Source organism: Campylobacter sputorum, assembly GCF_002220775.1.
Lineage (GTDB): Bacteria > Campylobacterota > Campylobacteria > Campylobacterales > Campylobacteraceae > Campylobacter_F > Campylobacter_F bovis.
The window spans coordinates 1,574,344-1,598,942 of the sequence record NZ_CP019685.1; the positions used below are offsets into that span (position 1 = coordinate 1,574,344).

Genomic DNA, 24,599 nt, shown 5'->3' on the forward strand with positions numbered 1-24,599 from the left:
ATGAGTAGATTTGATGTATTGCAAAACAAAAGTATTCTTTTGGTTGAAGATGATGACATATCATTACTTGGACTTAAAAATGCACTCTTACCTTATGTAAAACAACTAATAACGGCAAAAGACGGCTTGAATGGACTTGAAGAATTTAAAAAAAATGATATAGATATCATAATAACTGATATAAATATGCCAAATTTAAATGGTTTTGAGATGATGGAGGAAATCATTAATATAAAACCAGATCAGACGTTTTTTGTAATAACTTCTTATGACACAGATGAAAATTTATTTAAAAGCATGAAAAATGGTGCTACTTACTTTCTTAAAAAACCTATAGTAGTAGACGAGCTTTTAAATGTACTTATAATAAATTTACTAAAAAACAAAGAAAAAAAGATACAAATATCTAAGCATATATTTGTTAAAGAAGAAGGGCAAAGCGTATTTATAGATGATGAACTTGTATTTTTAAGCTTAAATGAACACAGACTTTTATGGCTTTTTATATATAATATTGATAAAACAGTAAGCTATGATATGATTAACGAATATGTGTATTTTGGAAAAGACACTCAAAAATCCTCAATACATAACGCAATAACAAGACTTAAAAAAAGCCTTGGAGATATAGATATTATAAATATTCCATCTACCGGATATACATTAAAAAAATACAAAGAGTAAAATTTTTTATTTTAAAGCTAGGGTAAATTTGAAAAGGCGAGTTTCCTCGCCTAAAAATTAATTAAAAGCTTTGTTTATATCTATAGGAAGTGCTCTATATCCGATAGTAGCACCAAGACCGGTAAAGCGAATTTCTACTTTAACATTTTGTGTGCCATCTTCTATCTCATTTAATATAGGCTCAGTATTTCCAGTTCCAAGCAAGAATTTTCCTAAACCTGCTGTAGCTGAGTATATAAACATAGTATCTCTTTTTGGTTGATACTCTACAACTGAAGTAATAGGGCTATACCAATCAAATCCTCTATCTTTGCCATATTCCCAAACTTGTTTTACAGTCATATTTTTCTCATCTACTACATATTCAACAGCACGGCTATATTTCATAGAAGCAAGTGCTGGTTGTTCATTACCACGACTATCACCATTATCAAAAACAGTTACAGCAGGCATACCTTTTTTAGATTTTTCTGGAACTACATAAGCAGTGTGTTGTGTCCAAGTCCAGTCAAATCCACCTTTTTCATTTAAATATCCAGGGCATTTTGAACCTTCATCTTCACAAACAATTTTTTTACCTTTACTATCAACTGGTTGTAATAAATATTTTTTAAATTTATCATTCCATCCTTTAGCAGCACCTAAAATCCATTTTACTTTTTTATCCCTACCGATTTTTACAACTGCACTTTGATGTCTAACTGATAGTATTATGCTATCATCGCTTGCATCATAATTTACTGAGTTGATATGCGCCCAGTTTCTACCAACGCCAACGCCAGCAACATCTCCAAACGGCATAGAACTATCTTCTAGAGCTTCTTTATCAAGTGTATGACCAGCTTGACTTGCATCAACATTTAAGCAAACTGCGCCTTGGTCTAGTGCTAGAATATTTGTGTCTCTATATGGATCTAAAATATCATAAATTTTCCACTCATCTACTACTTTTCCGCTCTCATCTACCTCTATAATCACATCTCTAACACTTCTAACATTTTTGCCATCTTTTCTTTTTTGATCAGCTGAAGCAACACGCATAATATATGTGCCTTTTGGAGTTTGTTCTATATGGTGAGAAAAATCTACATATGATAGTGGTAATCTTCTATCAAAAATTTCTCTACCCATTAAATCATATTTCATATATCTTTGCCCCATGCCAAATAAAAGTGCTCCGTCTTTTGTTTGATCAAAGCCCATCATGTTACCTTTTTTATAGATATTTGATGGATCTCTTATCTCATCAGCTTTCATATACCATCTAACATCACCATTTGCATCTATAATCCAGTTGTATGGCTCATTATCCCACTCCATTGCTCCACCAGCTGGATGATTCCAAACAGCTTGACCTGAATTTGGAGTAGAAGCCCTTATAATATGATTTAATAAATATAATCTATCTTTGAATTTATCATCCATTTTTACAACATTTGCTTTTGGAAGAGTGCCTATTTGATTATTTCCTGGTCCTGGTAGATATACCGCTGGTCCATAAATCAAATATGTTTCACTCATAGCTTCGCCATTTCTTTTATAGCTTACTTCTACACTGTTTCTATACTCAGGATATAGTCCCCAAACTGGAATTCCGCCATGTTGTCTTACAGCGTTATCGCTTACATCGTATTTTATATCAATACCGCCACCTTCTTTACCTTTGACTACTACTTTAACATCTGTAACATCATATCCGCCATCCATAATAACAGCTGTAAGAGGTGCTACTTTGTATGGATTCATATGTATAGCTCCAAGTTTACCAACTGGTTTATATGACACAGGACCACTAGCTCCACCAGCTGCAAAAGCAGATGTTGTAATACCGACACTTAAAATGGTGCCAGCTACTAAAACTGAACTCAATATTTTTTTCATAAATACTCCTTTTTATTGTATTGTTTATGAAAATATATTAGAATTTTATAACAAATTTCTAACATTAAAATTAAATTTGGCTTAAAATAAATTGTATACAATATCAGACAAAATTTATCAGTTTTTTGGAATTGTTACTAATTTTTTGACTTTTCATAAGCACCTTTATAAATATCAGATATAAAAATTTGTATAAATTAAAAAGTTAAGTATTATAGAAAAACCGCCAAACTTTAAACTAGAGACAATTTAAGCAGAATTTTATATTATCAATATTTAGTAAAATGTATTAGAGATTTTCTTTATTGCAGCATCTAAATTCACACTCTTTTTTACTTCACTTACACTCGTAAAGAAACTATGCCACTAGGAAGTGTAATATAAATAATATCTCTTTGTATATTTAAACTTACTTAACCATCATGCTTTTAATAACCATCGAAATTTTCTATACTATGTTATTTGGTTTTTATCATTTTCAAACTAGTTCTTGTAGTGTTTAAAGCAGTAGTTAATCTTTGTTACATAATCAATCTATAATAAGCTTAAATAGATTTTAATCAAACTATTAACCTTATTTAGCCCTAAATCTTTAATTTTATTTTAAAAACATAGATAATATACAGGATCTAAAAAATATTTTAACAAAAATATAAGTTATATAAAATCTAAATAAAAAAGAAGTTATTTAAAATATTTTGTAGGTATAATCATACAAGATAATGCTTTCATTTAATTTACCAAGCTACTTAAAATAGGGCTAGTTTGTTTGGTAAACAGTTTTTAGTTATCTATCATCATGTGTTTAAGCATATTTTATATTTACGGCTACGAGTAAAATAGAAATACTTTTTTTCTTATTGCCTATCCATCCATCTGTTTCTTTTGGCTTTGAAACAACTTTCATATATTTCAAATTTTTAACTTCTAGGTGAGCGAAGGTAACTGGAAATTTCACGAAATTTCTTTTACAAACTAAAAATAACTTAAATTTTATAACTATAACAGCCTTACAAAAATTTTTTACTATTAAGTCTAATAAATTTGAAAAATAAAACTAATAATATTAATTAGTATATTATTAAGCAAAATGCTATATTAAGTGCAAAAATCATAAAATTTTCTAACTTTTAGTTTATACAATAATTTAAATAATATATTGCAAGTTATGATTTATGTTTATTACTCTGAAAAATTAATGTCTAGAAAAAATTAAAGAAGAACAAATAAAACAATAAAGTGCCAAAAAAGTGGCACTTTATTGATACTTACTTATTTTTTATAGATGTCACAATCCATGATCCAAGCATAGCTGCTAAAAGCACTGTAGCTAAAACATATGCCATAAGTGTACATTGTGCCATATCTAAAAATTTAGCAGATGGAACCAAATACCAGCCTTCAGAATAGAAATTTGTAAAAAATGTCTGAATTGCATCAAGCTGTGCACCATCTGGAACAACTGGAGAATCATAACCACAATCTCCTGTTGGTTTAAACCAATCAGGTGCCCACTCAGCTAACGGGAGACCAAAAGGGAAATTAGGATCAGTCGAACAACCTTGAACACCAAAAGGATCATCCCCGTGAACGGCTTCGTGAATGCTGTGGAGTTTAACACTATAGCCTATACCAATAATAGCTCCATAAAATCCAAAAACATAACCTATTATTTTAAGAATAATATTTTTCGGATTAATTGCTGCTATAATGCCACCAAGTGCCATTACTATCATTGAAAATCTTATGTAAACACATTGTTCGCATGGCAACATATATAGATAATTTTGAAAGAAGCTATGGGCTAATATAACTAGCCCACCCATAGCAACTACCATCAATATCCATAAAAATCTTTGATCTTGCCATCTTGACATAGTGTCAATAGGCGAACTTTTAAAATCACTCCATAGACTCATAAAATTTCCTTATTTTAAATTATGAAGCTCTTTGATAGTATTTGCCATTTGATCTATACCTTTTATAGATTTTGTATAGATAAGATATTTACCATCAACTACAAATGCCGGAACACCTTGTATTTTGGCTACCATATAAGAATCACTGCTTTGATCCATACCCCATTTATTTAGTATATCTTGAACTTTTTGATCTTTAGCTGCTCCATCAACATCTGCTTTAGTCATACCAACTGGTTCAAGTGCTGTTTTGTAAAACGCCTCAACATTTTCAGGTTTACTAGCATCATTACCCCATTTTTCTTTTTTGTCATGATAAGCTTTATATAGAGCAAATTTTACTTTTTTGAAATTTGAATTATCATCTAGTAAATCAATACCAGCTGCTTGATCTTTTGCAATCATAACTGCAAGAATTTCGCTACCATACTTACCAAATTGACCTTTTGTAGCTAAATGATATGGAACAAATTTCATCTCTGGTACTTTTTTCATAACAGGTTTTGTTACAGCTTTGTCATATTTATAGCAAAATGGACAATCATAACTAAATACTTTTATAACTGTACCTTCTGCATTAGCAATAGGTTTTTCGAGTTTAACATAATCTGTACCCTCTACTACGGCTGCACTTGCACTGATTCCTGTTAGCATAGCTAAAACTACTAAAGACTTTGTAAAAGTTTTTAAAAACATTATATTACTCCTTATGTGAAATTACATTGTAATAGTAGCAAATTAATCTATCAATACGCTGACATAAAACTTAATATAATATTAATTATATCTATTAACGATTAGGTGAAACTTTCGCTTCTTCTGAATTTGGGTAAGTACTTTTTAGAAATTTATAAAATTTATCAGCACTATTTTTATCGCCAACTTTATCAAAACTAATTGCAGTATGATATAGTAATTTAGGAGTATAGTTTGCTTTATCATATATAGCTATACTTTTTTGATAGTACTCTATAGCAGATGAGTAGGATGTGTTAAAATACTCAATTTCACCAAGCATAAATGTTGCTTCGGCTGGTCGATGATTGATACTTATAAGATACTCATATCTTGCTTTAGCACCTGAGTAATCTTTGCTTTTATACATATTAGATGCTTCTTTTAAAATATCGGCTGGAGATTTTGAAGTAAAATCAGAATTTAATGAAGTTGTTTCTACTTTAGCTTCTGGTTCTTTCTTTTTTGGAGTTGTAACTTTAGTGGTATCTTTTAAATTCATTTTAGATAAATCACTTTTTGATACATAGTTTGAATTAATAGAATCTATCAAGGTACTTAGCTCGGCTAAAACTTTTTTTATTTCATTGTTATTTTTTTCTTGTATAGCTCTACTTTCTTCTACATACTTTCTAAGATCACCCTTAGCAGAGTCTCCACCACTTGAACCGCCACTTTCTAGCATATTAAGTCTTTGCTCTATTCTGCCTATTTGAGCATTATTGCCCTCTACAATACTTTGAAGACCCTCTATACGCTCTATAGCGTTATTTAGTTTTGCTTCTGTGCTTCCAAAACTTTGATTTAGTTTTTCTACTTTGTTTTTGTTATTTAATAAAACTTGCTCATTTTTTGTAAGACCATAAGGATTAGAAGCATCTAAATTTCCAGCATCAAATACTGAAACTTCTGCAGAAAATAGTGAAGTGGTAGCCATAAAAATAGCTACCAAAAAAAGACTTTTTTTAATCATAAATTATGGAAGAAGTGTAAAATCTGCACGTCTATTTTGAGAATCGCAAGATTTTGATCTCTCAGTACAAACTGGGTTACTTTTACCATTGCTAACGATAGAAATTCTATCTGCATTTATACCACGGCTAGAAAGCGCGTCTTTAACAGCTTTCGCTCTTTTTAATCCAAGTGCATAGTTATATTCATCTGTTCCCCACTCATCGCAGTTTCCTTCTAATTTTATAGACAAGCTACTTGCATCTGAAGATGAAAGAAGATCGGCATTTGTTGCTACAACTGGTTGCATATCACTTTTGATATTAAATTTATCAAAATCAAAATATACTGTTTTGATTTGTGAATTAAGTTGAGCTATAAGAGCATTAAGTCTGTCTGCCTCACTCATTGTATCTCTACTACCAGAATAATCGCTACTTACACCTTGTGAACTTGCACTTGTGTCAACTTCTGGACTTTTTTGGCTACAACCACTAAATAAAATAGCAGCTGCTGCTACTGAAACTAAAAGTATTTTTTTCATATTTCTTCCCTTTTTTGATTTGATTTTGCGTATTATAACACAAAATTTTAAAAATTCTACCAATCTACTGATTGAATTTTGCCAATTTTTAAAGGAAATTGAAAACTTTTATTTTCATTTACTCTTATTATACCAACAGCTGTCTGTCCACCCATATCTTTTATAAAGATTATACTTCCACCATCGCTAGAAAATCTTGGAAAGTTATTTTTACCACCAGATGTTAATTGTCTAACATAATTTGTTTGTGTTGATATTAGATATAAATTAAAATCCCTAGTACCAAATTGACCTATACTATCTTCTCTGCTAGAATATACTATATAGTTTTTATATGTACTTACTGAGTTATTGTTTCTACCTTGATAAACCATCTGCTCTATTGCTTTATCATTAATGCCCTGAGAGTATATATTTGGATATCCTAGTCTATCACTTACAAAAACTATTCTTGAATCATTATCAACAAAATTTCCATTAACATCGATACCTTTATAATCGGTTAGTTGTTTTAAATTTTTATTTCTTAAATCATATAGATATATATCTGGTTGATCGTGTGGAGCTATAGTTAAAAGAAGTTTTGATCCATCTTCGCTCACATCAGAAGCAACAAGCATACCTTCCCCATCTATTATTTTTGTATTTTTGCCACTATCTAGATCATATCTATAAATAGACAAATTTGTTTTATTATATTTAGTATAATAAAACGCACTTTGCTCGTTGTTTGCCCATTTTGGAAATACATTAAGACCATCTCTGAATATAGTTTTTTGGTATGTAAGCGTATAATCAGCTATTATAATTTCGCTTCTCATAGGAGAAACTTCTCTTGCAAAAATTATAGAATTAGCCATCCATTTTACTGGAGACATTCCAAGATTATCTATAAGATCCATGACGCTTTTATGTGCTAGATATGGGTATTTTTCTCCATTTGATATATCGTACACTTTTTCATATCTAACCTGAGCTTTTTTTGGATCTATTATTTTTACATTTAATTTTAAGCTAGAATTTTTTGAGCCTTGTAGTGCATATCTATATATAATTTGTGCACCTTTTTCACTCATAACATTACTAACTGGATCGCCAGCATAACTACTAGTTATATACTCATCTAAAACTTCAAAAGTAGCACCAACTTTTAAGTCTCCCACAACTAATTTAAAAAACTTCTGTTTTAATGCTTCATCACTGACCTCGGTTGTTGCATCTTGAACAACTATTTTTGGTAAAACTACACCTTGATTAACTATTGACATAGTAGCATCTACTGCAAATAAATTAATCGCCATAACCATTACTAAGAAAATTTTTTTCATACTCACTCCGTTACTGTTTTATCTTCTAAAACTACTTTAATAACATTATCCTTACCAGCTGGAGCTGGAGGAAATGTAACATTTTGCATATCTGCTAAGAATTTTTTAACTTTTTGGTTAAACTCATTATCAGGAGATAATCCTACTATATTGTAGCTGAATTTACCATATTTATCTATATTTATTTCAACCTCTGCTGTATTATCTGTTTGTGCACGATAAACTCTCCAATGTTGTTCAAGTATCCTTGTAATTGCTCCATAAAAAGGATCATATATACCGGTACTCTGTGCCTTTGGCGACTTTGCAATTTGATCTATTTCTAGACCTTTTACAAGATCACTTGCAGACTTTTTAGTAGTTGTTGTATCATTATCACTCTTTTTTCTACTTTGAACTTTTTGTGGCGATGAAACTTCTTCTTTTTTAATAACTTCTTTCTTTTGTGTTTTTGTATCTTTTATCTTGGATGTATCTACCGCCTTAAACAAATCTTGAATATTAGGTTCTTCCTTTGGCTTTGGCGGAGGCGGTAGTTCTTTTTTAACCTCTTTTACTTCTTTAATTTCTTTTTGAGTTTTAGGCTCTTTCATAGTAGTTTGTTCTTTTACCACTTCATCTATTTTTTGAGTCTCAACTGGTTTTTCTTCAACTAGCTTTTCCTCTTTTAGCTTTTGTGTTTTTGGTGTATTTGATTCTATTTGACTATCAATTACTACAACATCCATAAACGCATCCAATGTGTCTGTATATTTTTTTGCCTCTTCTTTATATTGTGTTATTTTAAAAAAAAGCAACAACAAAAGAGTTAAATATATAAAAAAAGAAAAGAAAAAAGAACTAAAAACTGGATATTTTACGCCATTATCATTTTTAACCATTTGTTTGTAAAGCTACCTTTGTAAAGCCAGCATTTTTAACACTTTTTAATACAAACATAACATCATCATATAATAAATTTTTATCGGCTTTTATATAAACGGGTGATTCTTTATCATATTTTGAAGACAAAAGCATTATATTGTCAGGAAGTTCCATTATAGACATTGTGCTTTGATCTATATAAACCTTTTTATTAACATCAACTCTAATGACTAAATCCTTAGACTTACTTTGATTTGCACTGCTTTTTGAACCATCTGGCAAAGTAATATGTTCTTCATAAACCAAAGTAGGTGCTGTAACCATAAGTATTGCTAGTAGAACTAGCATTATATCAACAAGCGGAGTTATATTTAACTCTGGTGAATCTTCCTCAAATGTAGTCATTAATCTTCTTTGGAATTAGCCAAAATGATATCTGCTTCATTATTTATAACATACATAAGTTCATATGACTTTCTCTTAAGTATAAGATGGAAAGTATAAGCAGGGATAGCAACGAAAATACCACATCCGGTTGCAACTAATGCCTCACTAATAGCTGGTGCTATTACACTTATAGAACCGCCGCTTTGTCCTAACTTAGAAAAAGTTTCTAATATTGAAACGACAGTGCCAAAAAGTCCTATAAAAGGTGATGTAGAAGCTATAATACTAAGCCAAGTTAATCCACTTGTGGAGTTTTTTTGGGCTTTACTTATACAAATATTTAATTTTTCTTTTGAAATCTTATCTGAAGTACATTTTTTTAATATAGTATTAACAGGAACAACCTTACTCCCCATCAAAAAGGATTCTAGGGCACTTTGTTCATCGCTAATCCATTTTTTAAGCCCAATTAATCTAGATATAAGTATAGTAAAACTTACAATAAAATATATAGACAACCATGTTAAGACAAAAATAGTTATAAAACTGCTTCTTAAAAAGTAATCAAAAAATATATCTAAGCCGCCCACTAATGTTTTCTCACCGTACTATCTATTTTTGACATAGTTGAAGCCATGGCTATACTATCACTACTCATACTACTTATAAGCTCTTTTGCATCTTCTAAAGATTTTGCGAGCTCACTATCATTATTTCCAGAAACGTAAACAGTTCCATCTGCTAATATACTAACATGATTTTCATCTATCTTAGCATAGCCCCAGTTTATAGCAACAACTTCATGAGAACCGTTTACATCTTCTATAACTATTGCCCCTGCTTTAAGAAGCGTTATCAAAGAGGCGTGTCTAGGTAAAATACCTAGCTCACCCTCTGCTCCAGGAATAACTACCGATTTTACATCATTTGAAAATATCATACCATCAGGAGTTACAATTTCTAATTTCAATGTATCCATAAACTATATTCCTTAAGCTTGTTTAATTTTTTCAGCCTTAGCTATAACCTCATCTATATTTCCAACCATATAAAAAGCATTTTCAGGTAAATCATCGTATTTTCCTTCTAAAATGCCTTTAAATCCTTCTATAGTCTCTTGTAGTGTTATATACTTTCCGGGACTACCTGTAAAAACTTCAGCAACAAAGAATGGTTGAGATAAATATTTCTCTATTTTTCTAGCTCTATCAACTACAAGTTTATCCTCTTCGCTTAATTCATCCATACCAAGAATAGCTATTATATCTTGCAAATCCTTATATTTTTGCAATACTTGTTGAACGCCACGAGCAATATTATAATGATCTGTGCCAACAATTTGCGGATCCAACATTCTTGAAGTTGAATCAAGCGGATCAACAGCTGGATAAATACCTTTTTCAGCTATACTTCTATTTAAAACCGTTGTCGCATCAAGATGAGCAAAAACTGTTGCAGGCGCAGGATCGGTTAAGTCGTCTGCTGGCACATAAACAGCTTGAACAGATGTTATTGAGCCTTTTTTAGTAGAAGTAATTCTTTCTTGAAGTTTTCCCATCTCACTTGCTAATGTTGGTTGATAACCAACAGCAGATGGAATTCTTCCAAGCAGCGCTGACATTTCAGAACCTGATTGAGAAAATCTAAAAATATTATCTATAAACATTAACACATCAAGTCCCATTTCATCTCTAAAATACTCAGCCATCGTAAGACCTGTTAATGCTATACGGTTTCTTGCTCCTGGTGGTTCATTCATTTGTCCATAACATAAGGCAACTTTATCCAAAACACCAGACTCTTTCATCTCATTATAAAGATCATTACCTTCTCTTGTTCTCTCGCCAACACCAGCAAAAATTGAATAACCGCTGTGTTTAAATGCAACATTATGTATAAGTTCCATTATGATAACTGTTTTTCCAACACCGGCACCACCAAATAAACCAACTTTACCACCTTTCGCATAAGGTGCAAGAAGATCAACTACTTTTATACCTGTTTCAAAAATTTCACTTTTTGTACTTTGATCTTCAAAAGAAGGAGGATCTCTATGGATAGCCCATCTTTTATCAAATTCTGGCACTTCACCTTCATCTATTAGGTCACCTACAACATTAAACATTCTACCCAAAACTTTATCTCCAACAGGAACTGTTATAGGTGCACCAAGAGCCGTAACTTCTAATCCTCTTTGTAAACCATCACTCATATCCATAGCAATGGTTCTTGCTCTGTTATCGCCAAGATGTCCAGCTACTTCAAGAATAAGTCTTATTTTTTTACCATCTAATTCATAATTAACTTCTATTGCTTCGTTAATTTTAGGCAGATAATCATTAAAATCAACATCTACAACAGGTCCCATAACCTGACTGATTATTCCTTTCATATAACTCCTTTTGTTTTTATTTCATTGATTCAACGCCACTGATAATCTCAGTAAGCTCTGTAGTAATAGAACTTTGTCTAGCCTTGTTATATTCTAAATTTAGCTCAAAAACTCTCTGTTTTGCATTACTTGTAGCACTATCCATAGCCTGCATTCTAGCACTATGTTCAGCTGCCAAGCTGTCTATTAATGAAAAATACATACTATATTCAAAATACTTCTTAATGAGTTCTGTCATAAGTGCATTTTTATCTTCGGCTTCTATCTCAAGAAGCGAAGTAGATTTATTTACAATATCAGATGTTGATATAGGTTCTATAGGAACTATATCGTTGATTCTAATTTGCTGAGCTATCATGCTCTTATATCCATTATGAACTAAAATAACTTTATCGGTTAAACCTTTTTCAAAATCATTAATAGCATCATTTATAATCTCTATAGCTTTTTCATAATTAGGTGAAGAGCTAACCCCGACATATGTTTTTAAAAGATCTACGCCTTGAAATTTAAAATATTCTATACCTTTTTTTCCAACAGCTCTAAGTCTTATTTTTACTTGTTTGGTTTTATACTCATTTATAAGTTCTTTTACGGTTTTAATAGTATTCATATTAAAGCCGCCACAAAGACCTTTATCGGAAGTAACAAAAATAATATCAACCTTTGTTACTTCTTTGCTTGCATTAAAAAAATTACTTTCATCAAGTGAAATTGCATTTTGTTTTAATTCATACGATATTTCACTTAAAATTTCGTTTATTTTAATAGCATAGGCACTAGATTTTCTAGCCGCTTCTTTAGCTTTTTTGAGTTTAACATTAGAAACAAGCTTCATAGCCTTAGTTGTTTTTTCGGTATTTTTAACACTGACTATCTTGTTTTTAATCTCTTTTAAATTTGACATTTCTAACCTTATTCAACTACAAAAGTCGCCTTAAAATCATTTAATGCTTTAATAAGCAACTCCTCTATTTCTTTATCAAGTGCTTTTTTATTTAAAATTTGCTCAAAAAGTTCAGGACATTTTGCTTCTATATATGGATAAAGCTCATTTTCAAATTTAGATATAGCAGATACTGGTATATCGTCTAAATACCCTTGACTTCCTGCATATATTATAACAACTTGTTTCTCAATACCAAGAGGTGAATAAGGAGGTTGTTTTAGTATCTCAACCATTCTTTGTCCTCTTTCAAGTTGTTTTCTACTGCTTTCATCAAGATCACTTGCGAATTGTGCAAATGCTTGAAGTTCACGATATTGTGCCAAGTCAAGTCTTAGAGTTCCTGAAACTTTTTTGATAGCTTTAATCTGCGCTGCACCGCCAACCCTTGATACTGAAAGCCCAACATTTATAGCTGGCCTTACACCTGAGTTAAAAAGATTTGTTTCAAGATAAATTTGGCCATCTGTAATAGAAATAACATTAGTTGGAATATATGCAGAAACATCTCCAGCTTGTGTTTCTATAATAGGAAGTGCTGTTAGTGAGCCGGCTCCTAATTTATCGCTTAATTTACTTGCTCTTTCTAAAAGTCTTGAATGAATATAAAAAACATCGCCAGGATATGCTTCTCTTCCTGGTGGTCTTCTTAAGATAAGCGACATTTCACGATATGCTACTGCGTGCTTGCTTAAATCATCATATATTATCAAAGCGTGTCTTGAGTTATCTCTAAAATACTCGCCCATTGTGCATCCTGCATAAGGAGCAATGTATTGAAGTGCCGCAGCTTCACTCGCACTAGCGCTTACTACTATAGTATAATCCATAGCACCATACTCTTCAAGTTTTTTAACAACTTGAGCTACGGTTGATTGTTTTTGACCTATTGCTACATAGATACAAATAACATCTCCGCCTTTTTGATTTATGATAGTATCAGTTGCAACTGTGGTTTTTCCTGTTTGTCTATCGCCAATGATAAGTTCTCTTTGTCCTCTACCGATTGGAACAAGTGCATCAACAGCCTTAAGACCTGTTTGAAGTGGCTCATGAACAGATTTTCTAGCCATAATACCTTTTGCTTTTTCTTCAACAAATCTACTTTCTGTTGCTTCTATAGGACCTTTGCCATCTATCGGTTCACCAAGAGCATTTACAACCCTGCCTATAAGAGCATCTCCAACAGGAACTCTTAGAAGTTTGCCAAGTCTTTTTACGCTTTGACCCTCTTTTATGTTAGCACAACTTCCTAAAACAACAACACCAACACTATTTTCTTCTAAGTTTAAAGCAAGGCCCTTTGTTCCATTTTCAAACTCAACCATCTCATTTGCCATAACATTTTTTATGCCATAAACCGATGCAACGCCATCAGCTATAGATACTACCTTACCAGTTTCTTCAATATCAACACTAAAATCAAAATTTTCAATTCTTTCTTTGATTATAGAGCTAATTTCTTCAACTTTAATTTTTTCACTCACTATTTTACTCCTTTTATATTGCTTTTAATATATATTCACTCATCATATCTTTGAGCCTATCGATAGAAAAATTAATCTCGGCACCAAGATCTGGTATGCTAATTTTTATACCATTAAAATCATTTGTATAAAAATCAAATACAACTTTTGCATTAAATTTCTTTGAAAAACTATCTTCTAAAAGTTTTTTTTGTTCATCCAAAAGATTAGATTTAGTATAAACCACTCCTTTATACATTTTCTTAGATAATGCATTTGCGTGGTTTAATTCTTTTGCTATACTAGGTATTATTGTTAATCTTTTATTTTCAGATAATAATTTTATAAAATTTATAAATTTAGAATTTGGATTATCAACTAATGATAATATAAAATCTGCTTTTTGAAAACTATTTAGAATTGGTGAAGTTACCACATAATTAAATTTTTCTATAAAAAAAGCTGACTTTATATCATTTAGTGCTGATATAACATAATCTAATTCTTCGTTTTCAAACTCGCTTAAAATGGCTTTAACATATTTTTTAGAAACTTGATTGCTCATTATCCAACCTTCTTAAGAACGATATCAACTAAATCACCTTGATCTAGTTTTAGATTTTTTTCTGCAAAAATTTCATCTAAAACTTTACAAACAACTTCTTTTGTCATCTTGCGTTTTTCAAATTCTTTTTGATTATCATAATTTTTAATCAAATTTGCAATATCTTGAGATAAATCTTTTTCAACGCCTTTTTTTAAATTTTCAGCTTCTTTATGCGCAGTATTGATAATATCTTTTGCAAGTACATTTGCTTCATCAACTCTTTTTATAGCTGCTTCTTTTTTGTTTTTTGAATCTTTTAATTTTTCTGAAATAGCTTCTAATCTTTTTGCTATACCATTACTTCTATTTATAAAAAAATTCTTTAAAGGCTGTGCAATTAAATAGTATAGTATCGCTGCAAATATAATAAAATTTATAGTTCTTGGCACTATATCATAATCTTTTGGTGCATCAGAAGTAGCACTGAAAAGAAATATCGGCACAAACAATACAAAAAGTATCTTGGTTTTCAAATTTACCCTCCTTAAATTTTTGCAAATTTATCGTTTAAACTACCTTTAAATTCAGGAAGTTTAGACAATAAACTATCTTTAAATTCTTCTTTTTGTTTATTTAAATCTGATATAAAATTACTATAATCTTCTTCTAAATTTACTTTTTTATTATCAAGTTCTTTAAGTGCTTTTTCTTTAGCATCATTAAGCGTATCTTGCTTTATTTTATTTGCTTCATTCTTAGCATTAATTATTATCTCATTTGATTTTACAATATATGCGTTGATATCGTCATCATTCCTAGTTGCATTTTTCTCATCTTCTTTTATAGAAGCTTCTCTTTTATCCATAAATGCTATTACAGGTTTATACAAAATTTTATTTAAAAGAGCTATTAGAAATAAAAAAACTATAGCTGTAAATATCATTAAACGAATATCAAATTCTAACACAAAATCCCCTTTATAATTAAATTATAATTTAAAACCTTTAATTTTACCATTTTTACTTTATTTTTTCAATTAAATTTTTTAAACTATCGATATCATTAAATTTTAAAATTATATTTTTGCCTTTAAGTGTGCTATTTATACCTATTTCATTGAGTGCTATTTTTAATATATTAAACTCATCTATGTAATCAATGTGTTTAGAAATGTTTGTTTTAATATTATCTATTTTTTTATTTTTTATATTTTTTACTAAATTTTCAGTATCTCTAACACTAAGCTTTTGACCTATTATCGTATCTAAAACAGCAAGCTCATCGTTTTTGTTTAGTCCTACCATTATCTTTGCATGACCTTGTGAAATTTCTCCTATACTCAAATAATGCTTTGTTTTATCATCTAGTGTTAAAAGCCTAAGAGTGTTTGTTATCTGAGCACGAGATTTTTTAATTATGTCTGCAAGAGCATCTTGTGTTATATTATACTCATCTATGAGTTCTTTATATGAGTTTGCAAGTTCTATTGGATTTAAATCTTCTCTTTGAATATTTTCTATCAAAGCAAGTTCTCTTAAATTTTGAGACTTCATATCAGCCACTATAGCTCTTATAGTCTCTTTACCTAAAATTTTAGTTGCTCTAAATCTTCTTTCGCCAGCTATTATTACATAATTTTCGCCATCTTGCTTAACTACTATTGGTTGCAACAGACCATGTTTTTGTATAGAAGCAGCCAACTCTTCAAGTGCGTTTTTATCAAAATTTTTTCTAGGTTGAAATGGGTTTGGAAGTATTTTACTAACTTGTAATTCTAAAACCATATCGCTTTTAGAACCACTTTCTAGCTCTCTTACATAAGCCTCTTCAACATCACCTAATATAGCCTCTAAGCCTCTTCCTAAACTTGGTTTTTTTGCCATTTTAACTCATTATCGAATATGCTAAACTTTGATATGCCTGAGAGCCAGGTGATTTGATATCATAGAGTATGACAGGTTTACCAAAGCTTGGGCTTTCTGCTAGTTTAACATTTCTTGGAATTACTACTAAAGCATCATTATCATCTTTAAAAAGCTTGTTGTTGAAATGCTGTTGTAAATTTGCCACCGTTTCTTTTGCAAGATTATTTTGTGAGCTAAACATAGTTGGTAAAAATCCTTTAATATTTAACTTAGGATTTATAGTTTTTTTAATTATTTTTACCGTATTTAATATAAGAGCAAGTCCCTCAAGTGCATAAAACTCGCACTGAATCGGTATAATGACACTATCGCTAGCACTAAGAGCGTTTATAGTTATGCTTCCAAGAGCTGGAGGGCAATCAATGATTATATAATCATAATCATCTAAAATTTCAGCTATTTTGTTTTTTAGTATTAGTTTGCTATCTTTTTCGCTAATCTCTTGTTCAATACCAACTAAACCTATATTTGAAGGTGCTAAAAAAAGTGTTGGGATATCTGTTTTTAAAATGATTTGAGAAAGTTTTTTTCTACCAGTTAAAACATGATAAATATTATACTCGTAATCACTTCTACTAAATCCCATTCCAGTGGTTGCGTTTGCTTGTGGATCTACATCTATAAGAAGAACTTTCTTTTCTGCAACAGCCAAAGAAGCTGCCAGGTTTACAGCCGTTGTGGTTTTACCTACTCCACCCTTTTGATTTGCAATAGCTATAATTTCACTCATCTTAACGAATACATCCTTTTGTTATTTATCAAGATAGAACCATCGTCGCATAAAATAGCATCTTTTAGGCTAACCAATTCATTATTTTCATTATGCGATGTGAATTTTCTTGATTTTTGGAATTCTATCAAAAACTTACTAAAAATTTGCTTCCATGAAATTCTTTTTTTTAATCTATCTATAAAAGCATAAACTATATCATTAACACTTAATGTTATATCTAAAAAAGCTGCGTTTTTTGGGCAATTAACTAAATTTAAACCTATACCACAGATAAAAAAATCGTTTATTTTTGTAGTGATTGTGCCACCTATTTTCTTATCATTTATATAAAAATCATTGGGCCATTTTAACCATACTCTTGAGCCAAATTCATTTAAAATTTCTTTTAAAATACAAGAAAAGTATATAGAAACAGAGACATCTTTTATGTCATTTGAAAGATGAATTTTTTTTACACAAAAAGAAAAATATAAATTTCCATTTTCGCTCACCCACTCATTTTGTCTGCTACCAATACCGCTAGTTTGGGATTTTGCAACAATGAAATATGACTCTTTAACAATGCCATGTTTCACTCTTTCGCAAAGCTCTTTTTGAGTTGAATCTATCTCATCAACAAATTCTATCACCAACTTTTAACCTTTTTCCGTTTATAAAATCTTTTGCCAATACAGCTTTTTTACTAACTTCTTGAAGAGATAAAATCTCTAACTCGCCACCATTAAAAGACACACAAAAACCATCTTTTGTTATATTTGTTATAATTCCTTTATTATCAATATTTTTATTTGAGTTTTTTCTTATGTCTAAAAGTTTTAAACCATTTTCAAAATAAATTCCAGGCCAACCAAAATAAGCTTTAAATTTATTCATCACATCATCTATATTATTATCAAAACTTACAACGCCATCACTTTTTTTAATCTTTACACAACTAGATGAAATAGCATCAAATTGTTTTAAAGGCATAATACTATCATAGTTTCTTAACGCTTTTACACATAATTTCGCAGCCATTTTAGAAAGCTCATCAAAAAGCAAAGTAGAATTTTGCCCACTATTTTTACACATACTAAAACCTAGCATATCTCCATCATCAAGCCCCTCGCCCATTTTCATAGCAGTTACACCAAAAATATTATCTGCGTTTAAAATCATGGATTGTATCGGACTTGCACCGCGATATTTTGGTAAAATTGAGCCATGCAAATTTATACAAGGTGCGATATCTAAAATATTTTTTGGCAAAATTTTTCCATAAGCAGCAACAACTATAAAATCAGGATTTAAATTTTTTATGTGTTCTACTATAGTTTTATCTTTGAGTGTTTTGGGTTGTAAAATTTCTATACTAGGATAGTTTTGCAAAATAAATTTTTTAGTATCAGGCGGTGTTAATATCATTTTTCTACCAACAGCTTTATCCTCAGCACAAACTAGAGTTTTAATGCAAAAATTCTCTAATAAAAGCTCTTTTAAAATATTTGTAGCAAAATCTGGAGTTCCCATAAAAACTATATTCATATCATCTCTTTTGTTAAATTTATACTATGAAATGATAACTTATTTTTACTTTATGTATAGTAAATTTATGAAGTGTGATGTGGTATAAGCATTTAGATGTTAGAGTTTTCTCTAACATCTAAATTTAAATTTAAAACCTATTCTTCCTTACACTATCAACTATATCTTTAGACATAGTATCAAGTTCTTTTGTAATGCTGTTTGTATTGTTTGCAATATTAACATTTTCTTTTGTTAAAGCATCTACATCAGCTACAGAGTTATTTATCATAGATATTGCTTCAGTTTGTTCTCTAATGCTTTCACTCATCTCATTTATTGATTGAGTTAAAACATTTACATTAGCTTCTATCTCAGTTAAAGATTTACCTGTTTTTTCAGCAAGTTTTCTAACTTCATCAGCAACAACTGCAAATCCTCTTCCTGCTTCTCCAGCTCTTGCTGCTTCTATAGCAGCATTAAGTGCTAGAAGATTAGTTTGTTCTGATATATCTTTTATAATAGTTATAACATTTTTAATCTCTTCACTTTGAGCTATAACTTCTGTTGTTTTTTGATTAATTGAGTTCATTGAGCTAGACATCTCTTCAACTGCAGCTGCACTTTCTTCAAGTGAACTAGCTTGTTTTTTAGCTGAAGCTGTTATTTGATCTACTGCTTTAGATAATAGATCTGATTTTTGTTGTAAGCTCTCTGCTTGAGATAGATTTTGTTTAAGCATATTTGATATTTCAATGCCTAAAGTATTTATACCTTGAGCAATAACACCTTTATCTTCTATAGAAGTTGTAAAGTCTTTGTTTTGGAAAGATTTTAATAAATTTAGTATATTATGTCCATTATCTGCTATAAGTGAGACTAATGTTGTTTGTAACTCTTTAAATGCTTCTTTTAGATTATTAAGTGCTGGATTTGAAGAATTTGCTTCAAATGATACTAAGAAGTTACCTTCTTTTATCTCATCTACAAATGTATTAGCTTGTTTTATAAATACTTCTTCATCAGATAAATTCTTTTTAGTTTTTTCAATGTTTTCATTAATAGCTTTAGCCATAGCTCCAAATTCATCTTTTGTTTTTACATTTATTGTATTAGCATCTTTTGATTCATGATTTATAAATTTAAATACATTGTTTAGACCTGATTGGATTATAGAGATTGGTTTTAAAGCTCTTGTTATTATGAAAGTTAAGATAGATACTATAAGTATAATAAATATAGTTGAAGTTACACTTTGACTTTTAATTATATAACTTAGTGTGCTATCATAATCACTCATTGAGTTTGCTGAACAAATAAGCCAGTTAGCAGCTTCGTATTTTTCGCAAGCACCAACTTTATGATCTCCCATAAAGTCATATTCAAAAGGTTTGTTTCCATCTTTATTGTAAAAGTTTATAAAATTCGTAGCAATTTGTTTTACTTCAGGGTTATCAGACATTATCATATCTTTTCTTGCATGAGAGACAAAGTTTTTTAATTGTATATCAACTAAAAATACCATAGAGGTTGTAGAGTTTTTTATAGAACCCAATTTTTTATTTAAAGAGTCTAAAAATATATCTCCTGCAAATACACCTATAAGTTTACCTTGTATAGTAATTGGAATAGATATTGTAACGCAAGGAAATCCAGTAGAGCTTAAATATGGCTGAGAAAATGTTAGTTTACCATTTTTTACAGCATCTTTATACCATCCTCTAGATCTTGCATCATATGACAGATTTTGCATATCTTTGTAAACAAATTCAAATTTTTTACCATCTTCTGTCACAACATCATGAAGGGAGCCATCACTTTCAAAACCTATATAAAACTCATTTAAACCAGATGTTAGTGCTGATGATATTAATTTTTCTTTAAGAATATCTCTATCATATAATAAATTTGGATTTTCTAGTAAATGGTTATAAAAAGAATTTACAACATTTATTTTTTCTCCAACAAACTGTTCTACTAAAATTTTAGTAATTCCACTAGATGAAGAATTTCCAGATTCTCCCATATCAATATATAGATTTTTAACGAAATTATAATTTATAGTAGAAAAAACAATAAAAGCAGTAGTTAATAAACAAAAAACAATAAAAGAAACTCTACTTGAAACTTTACGCAACATAAAAATACTCCTTTAAATTTCAAATTTCGTAATTCAGAAGTAGATTATATCACTCCCCCCCCCCCGTTGTCAAGGTTTAGCAAAGATAAAAAAATAATTTTTAGTATAAATTTAGGTATTTTTGGAGGAAAAATTCCTCCAAAAATTTATGAAGAAAAGTCAGGTTTTACATTTGGCTGTTTTGTCATAATGCGTTTTCTGTATACATTTGAAACTTCTGTTGCATCACCAACCAAAAGTGCGTTTGTAGAGCAGATAGCAGCGCACATAGGAACTTTGCCCTCAGCTATGCGGTTTTGTCCGTAAAGTTCTCTCTCTTCATGAGAGTTTGTCTCTTCTGGACCACCTGCACACATTGTGCATTTATCCATCTCGCCTTTTATACCAAAAGCACCATCTCTTGGGAATTGTGGTGCACCAAAAGGACAAGCATACAAGCAATATCCACAACCTATACAAGTTTTTTTATCATGTAAAACAACCCCATCATCTCTTATATAAAAACAATTTACTGGACAAACTTGTGCACAAGGTGCATCAGTGCAGTGTTGACAAGCAATTGTACTAGCAAATTCTTTGCCCGGAATGCCTTCGTTTATTATAAGAACCTTACGCCTATTGATACCAACTGGAACTTCATGAGCTGAAGAGCAAGCAACTTGGCAACCATAACAAGCTATACATCGTTGAATATCTACATAAAATTTCATTCTTGCCATAACTTACTCCTTTTACGCTTTTTCTAGTCTACAAAGACCAGCATTAAATTCTGAAATTTGAGTATTTATATCAAATCCGTAGTTTGTAATAGTATTTGAACTCTCACCTATTGTATAAGGTTTTGCGCCCTCAGGATAACGATCACTTAAATCAACACCTTGCAAAATACCAGCAAAGTTGTATGGTAAACAAATTCTATCTGGTGTAACGGAGTAAGAATATATACATTTTACTTTTATTTTAGTTCCTTGTGGAGCGTGTATCCACATCATAGATCCATCTGCTATATTATATTTTGCTGCTAACTCAGGATTAACATGAGCAAACATTTCAGGCGTGATAGCTGCTAGATATTTACTAGTCCTTTCAATCATACCAGCACCGCTTAAATTTACAACTCTAAGTGAGCTTATGATAGTTGGAAACTCTTTTGACCAATCTTTTTCTTGTTGTTCGCTTATAAATTTAGTTGCAACACGGAAATTTCTCTTTTGATCTTCAAAAGTAGGATATTTTTTAACCAAATCCCAATCTGGTGAGTGGATAGGCTCTCTGTGTTTTGGAATCTGATCTGCAAATTCCCAAACTTTTACCCTAGCTCTTGCATTTCCACAAGGACATACTCCAGCCTCACGGCATTTCTTAGCTATGATTCCACTATAATCCATACTCCAACTTGAACCCATTTTAGATTTTTCTTCTTCGCTAAGAGTGATACCTAAAACTTTTTCGATATTTTCTTTAGTAATTTGTGGATGACCGCCTTTTATTTTTGAGCCCGGCAAAGTTATGCTTTCATCAGCAAGTTGGCTAACGCCATCATGCTCTAAGCCAAATCTATTTCTAAAGCCCATACCACCTTCTATATAAGGCTTTGTCGTATCATAAAGTATAGGGGTCCCAGGGTGTTTTTCATCCCAACAAGGCCATGGAAGTCCATAATATTCACCCTCAACTGGGCCTCTACCTTTTAGAGTGAGTGGATCAAAGAATTGCCAATTTTCTTGATGTTTTTTAAGTCTTGCAGCAGTTCTACCATTGTTTCCAATACTTTGAGTATTTCTAGCTATCTCATCTGTTGCGTCTTCTGGCCATTTGAAATCATCTTTAACTTGCTTAATCTCGCCATCAACGATTCCCATCTTCATGCCTTTTACATACTCATCGTAAAAACCAAATTTCTTAGCAAATAAAAACATTATTTCTTGATCTTCTTTACTTTCATAAAGTGGTTTTATAACTTGTGTTCTCCATTGTGCTGAACGATTTGTTGCTGAGCAATATCCCTCGCTTTCAAATTGAGTGCAAGCAGGAAGAACATAAATTCCATCAGATCTATCACTAAGTATAGCAACTTCATTCAAAAATGGCTCTGCAACTACAAGCATATCAAGCTTATCTATGGCTTCTTTTATCTTCACTTGATGAGCCATAGAAGTAATACCTGTTCCTTGAACCCAAAGCACTCTTAAATTTCCACTTGAAAAAGTCTCTTCTTCTTTTAAAACACCTTGCCACCATTTAGAAAGTGACCAACCTTTTTCATTTCGCCAGTTTCTATCCTCAGGATTTTTAGGATCGTGATAAAAATACTCTCTAAAATTAGTGCCTTTTACAGGTTCGCCAAGCTTTTCTCGTGGTTCTTTTACTGAAACTGCAAAGCGTTTTACAAACTCATCAAAATCAACACCCCAGCCTTTACAATGGTGTTTAAATGCCGAATCTCCCAAACCATAATAACCAGACAAACTATCGGCAAGACAGTTCATATCGGTAGCACCCTGAACATTATCATGTCCTCTTAAGATGTTTGTTCCGCCACCTGCTTTACCCATATTTCCTAAAACTAATTGTAAAATAGCTAAAATTCTAGTATTTGAACTACCAACTGAGTGTTGAGTTATACCTAAAGCCCAGCATAAAGTAGCAGGTTTTGCAGTAGCAAAAAGCTTAGTAAAGCTTTCAAGCTCTTCTACACTACAACCTGTAACACGAGCTGTTTCTTGCGGTGTCCAGTGCTTAGCTTCTTCTTTGATTTCATCAACTGCATAACTTTGCTTTGCAATAACTTCTTTATCTTCCCAGCCATTTTTAAATATCAAATGAAGCATACCATAAATGAAAGCTATATCAGTTCCAGGTCTAATCCTAATAAACATATCTGCTTTTGCGGCAGTTCTTGTATATATAGGATCAACAACAACTATTTTGGCATTATTTCTATCTCTTGCTTGCAAGGCTCTTTTCATTGCACCAACAGGATTTGCTACAGCTGAGTTTGCACCAATAAATAGTATAACTTTTGAGTTTATCATATCAGCAACATGATTTGTCATAGCGCCATAACCCCAAGTATTCGCCACACCGGCGACTGTTGCACTATGTCAAATTCTAGCTACGTGATCTATATTGTTTGTTCCCCAAAATGCTGCAAATTTTCTAAAATAAAAAGCTTGTTCGTTTGAAAATTTAGCCGAACCTAAAAACTCAACACTATCTGGTCCATCTTCCTCACGGATTTTAAGCATTTTATCGCCAATTTCATTAACGGCTGTTTCCCATGAAATTCTCTCCCACTTTCCATTTACTTTTTTAAGTGGGTATTTGAGTCTCATTTTTGATTTTGTTAAATCTATTTGATCTATACCTTTACAACAATGACTACCTTGTGAAATCGGGTGATCAACCGCCATATCTTGACGAATCCAAACATTTGAACCTTCATCAACCTCAGCCTCAATCCCACAGCCTACAGAACATATCGAACATATAGTTCTTTTCATTACAGAATTAGGAAAAGGATTTTTTATCTCTTCTTTGGTTGCGTTTCTTAGTGTTTCGTTGGATCCAAACGCACCACTTGCTGCAGCACCAAGGGCAGCAAGCTTTAGAAACGAACGCCTTCCTACATATGTTGTTTTACTCATAAAATAT

Annotated in this window: 24 protein-coding genes and 2 pseudogenes; 1 reads left to right on the forward strand and 25 read right to left on the reverse strand. The window is 31.1% G+C overall.

Annotated elements, in window-relative coordinates:
• Entirely contained in the window at positions 1-684 is a 684-nt protein-coding gene (locus tag CSPB_RS07900) for a response regulator (RefSeq protein ID WP_033916682.1), read from the forward strand.
• A gap of 57 nt (positions 685-741) precedes the next feature.
• Here the strand turns inward: CSPB_RS07900 and CSPB_RS07905 are convergent, their stop codons facing one another.
• From CSPB_RS07905 to CSPB_RS08015, 25 genes and pseudogenes are all read right to left on the reverse strand, one after another.
• Complete coding sequence (locus CSPB_RS07905; RefSeq protein WP_033916681.1) at positions 742-2,565, reverse strand: aryl-sulfate sulfotransferase; 1,824 nt, start codon at positions 2,563-2,565, stop codon at positions 742-744.
• A gap of 805 nt (positions 2,566-3,370) precedes the next feature.
• Positions 3,371-3,523, reverse strand: a complete 153-nt coding sequence (locus CSPB_RS08630) for a hypothetical protein (RefSeq protein ID WP_161492201.1) — start codon at positions 3,521-3,523, stop codon at positions 3,371-3,373.
• A 310-nt stretch (positions 3,524-3,833) separates the two neighbouring features.
• Positions 3,834-4,484 carry a protein-disulfide oxidoreductase DsbI gene (gene dsbI / locus CSPB_RS07910; RefSeq protein ID WP_033916680.1) on the reverse strand — a complete coding sequence of 217 codons (651 nt, stop codon included), beginning with the start codon at positions 4,482-4,484 and terminating at the stop codon, positions 3,834-3,836.
• A 9-nt stretch (positions 4,485-4,493) separates the two neighbouring features.
• On the reverse strand, positions 4,494-5,183 hold the full coding sequence (locus tag CSPB_RS07915) for a thiol:disulfide interchange protein DsbA/DsbL (protein WP_404813370.1): 690 nt from the start codon (positions 5,181-5,183) through the stop codon (positions 4,494-4,496).
• A 91-nt stretch (positions 5,184-5,274) separates the two neighbouring features.
• Entirely contained in the window at positions 5,275-6,156 is an 882-nt protein-coding gene (locus CSPB_RS07920) for a tetratricopeptide repeat protein (protein WP_227484179.1), read from the reverse strand.
• A 39-nt stretch (positions 6,157-6,195) separates the two neighbouring features.
• On the reverse strand, positions 6,196-6,714 hold the full coding sequence (locus CSPB_RS07925; RefSeq protein ID WP_033916677.1) for an OmpA family protein: 519 nt from the start codon (positions 6,712-6,714) through the stop codon (positions 6,196-6,198).
• A 56-nt stretch (positions 6,715-6,770) separates the two neighbouring features.
• A complete protein-coding gene (gene tolB, locus CSPB_RS07930) occupies positions 6,771-8,042 on the reverse strand; it encodes a Tol-Pal system protein TolB (protein ID WP_089193826.1) in 1,272 nt (423 codons plus the stop codon).
• 2 nt (positions 8,043-8,044) lie between these two features.
• Complete coding sequence (locus CSPB_RS07935; RefSeq protein WP_089193827.1) at positions 8,045-8,923, reverse strand: TonB C-terminal domain-containing protein; 879 nt, start codon at positions 8,921-8,923, stop codon at positions 8,045-8,047.
• The gene (locus tag CSPB_RS07940; RefSeq protein ID WP_033916674.1) at positions 8,916-9,311 is read right to left on the reverse strand and encodes a biopolymer transporter ExbD; all 396 of its coding nucleotides are present in this window, start codon (positions 9,309-9,311) and stop codon (positions 8,916-8,918) included. The genes CSPB_RS07935 and CSPB_RS07940 overlap by 8 nt, the downstream gene beginning before the upstream one ends.
• The gene (locus CSPB_RS07945) at positions 9,311-9,883 is read right to left on the reverse strand and encodes a MotA/TolQ/ExbB proton channel family protein (RefSeq protein ID WP_033916673.1); all 573 of its coding nucleotides are present in this window, start codon (positions 9,881-9,883) and stop codon (positions 9,311-9,313) included. The genes CSPB_RS07940 and CSPB_RS07945 overlap by 1 nt, the downstream gene beginning before the upstream one ends.
• A complete protein-coding gene (atpC, locus tag CSPB_RS07950; protein WP_033916672.1) occupies positions 9,883-10,272 on the reverse strand; it encodes an ATP synthase F1 subunit epsilon in 390 nt (129 codons plus the stop codon). Before atpC ends, CSPB_RS07945 begins: the two co-directional genes overlap by 1 nt.
• Positions 10,273-10,284: 12 nt before the next feature.
• A complete protein-coding gene (gene atpD, locus CSPB_RS07955; protein ID WP_033916671.1) occupies positions 10,285-11,685 on the reverse strand; it encodes a F0F1 ATP synthase subunit beta in 1,401 nt (466 codons plus the stop codon).
• 16 nt (positions 11,686-11,701) lie between these two features.
• Positions 11,702-12,592, reverse strand: coding sequence for an ATP synthase F1 subunit gamma (gene atpG / locus CSPB_RS07960; RefSeq protein ID WP_033916670.1), 891 nt, complete (start codon positions 12,590-12,592; stop codon positions 11,702-11,704).
• 8 nt (positions 12,593-12,600) lie between these two features.
• Positions 12,601-14,118, reverse strand: coding sequence for a F0F1 ATP synthase subunit alpha (atpA, locus tag CSPB_RS07965; protein WP_033916669.1), 1,518 nt, complete (start codon positions 14,116-14,118; stop codon positions 12,601-12,603).
• 13 nt (positions 14,119-14,131) lie between these two features.
• Positions 14,132-14,662: a F0F1 ATP synthase subunit delta gene (locus CSPB_RS07970; protein ID WP_089193828.1), complete on the reverse strand. Its 531-nt coding sequence runs from the start codon at positions 14,660-14,662 to the stop codon at positions 14,132-14,134.
• Complete coding sequence (locus tag CSPB_RS07975) at positions 14,662-15,177, reverse strand: F0F1 ATP synthase subunit B (RefSeq protein WP_089193829.1); 516 nt, start codon at positions 15,175-15,177, stop codon at positions 14,662-14,664. The genes CSPB_RS07970 and CSPB_RS07975 overlap by 1 nt, the downstream gene beginning before the upstream one ends.
• An 11-nt stretch (positions 15,178-15,188) precedes the next feature.
• On the reverse strand, positions 15,189-15,611 hold the full coding sequence (locus CSPB_RS07980) for a F0F1 ATP synthase subunit B family protein (RefSeq protein WP_089189891.1): 423 nt from the start codon (positions 15,609-15,611) through the stop codon (positions 15,189-15,191).
• A 52-nt stretch (positions 15,612-15,663) separates the two neighbouring features.
• A complete protein-coding gene (locus CSPB_RS07985; protein WP_089189892.1) occupies positions 15,664-16,527 on the reverse strand; it encodes a ParB/RepB/Spo0J family partition protein in 864 nt (287 codons plus the stop codon).
• 1 nt (position 16,528) lies between these two features.
• The gene (locus tag CSPB_RS07990) at positions 16,529-17,299 is read right to left on the reverse strand and encodes a ParA family protein (protein ID WP_033916664.1); all 771 of its coding nucleotides are present in this window, start codon (positions 17,297-17,299) and stop codon (positions 16,529-16,531) included.
• Entirely contained in the window at positions 17,296-17,934 is a 639-nt protein-coding gene (locus tag CSPB_RS07995) for a biotin--[acetyl-CoA-carboxylase] ligase (RefSeq protein WP_089189893.1), read from the reverse strand. The genes CSPB_RS07990 and CSPB_RS07995 overlap by 4 nt, the downstream gene beginning before the upstream one ends.
• Positions 17,915-18,826, reverse strand: a complete 912-nt coding sequence (locus tag CSPB_RS08000) for a methionyl-tRNA formyltransferase (RefSeq protein WP_089193830.1) — start codon at positions 18,824-18,826, stop codon at positions 17,915-17,917. The genes CSPB_RS07995 and CSPB_RS08000 overlap by 20 nt, the downstream gene beginning before the upstream one ends.
• Positions 18,827-18,956: 130 nt before the next feature.
• A pseudogene (locus tag CSPB_RS09155) lies at positions 18,957-19,358 on the reverse strand (methyl-accepting chemotaxis protein); the annotation flags it as partial.
• 885 nt (positions 19,359-20,243) lie between these two features.
• A pseudogene (locus tag CSPB_RS09160) lies at positions 20,244-20,945 on the reverse strand (cache domain-containing protein); the annotation flags it as partial.
• A 146-nt stretch (positions 20,946-21,091) separates the two neighbouring features.
• Positions 21,092-21,664: a formate dehydrogenase FDH3 subunit beta gene (fdh3B, locus tag CSPB_RS08010; RefSeq protein ID WP_089189896.1), complete on the reverse strand. Its 573-nt coding sequence runs from the start codon at positions 21,662-21,664 to the stop codon at positions 21,092-21,094.
• A 12-nt stretch (positions 21,665-21,676) separates the two neighbouring features.
• A complete protein-coding gene (locus tag CSPB_RS08015; protein WP_089193832.1) occupies positions 21,677-24,592 on the reverse strand; it encodes a formate dehydrogenase subunit alpha in 2,916 nt (971 codons plus the stop codon).
• Positions 24,593-24,599: the final 7 nt, after the last annotated feature.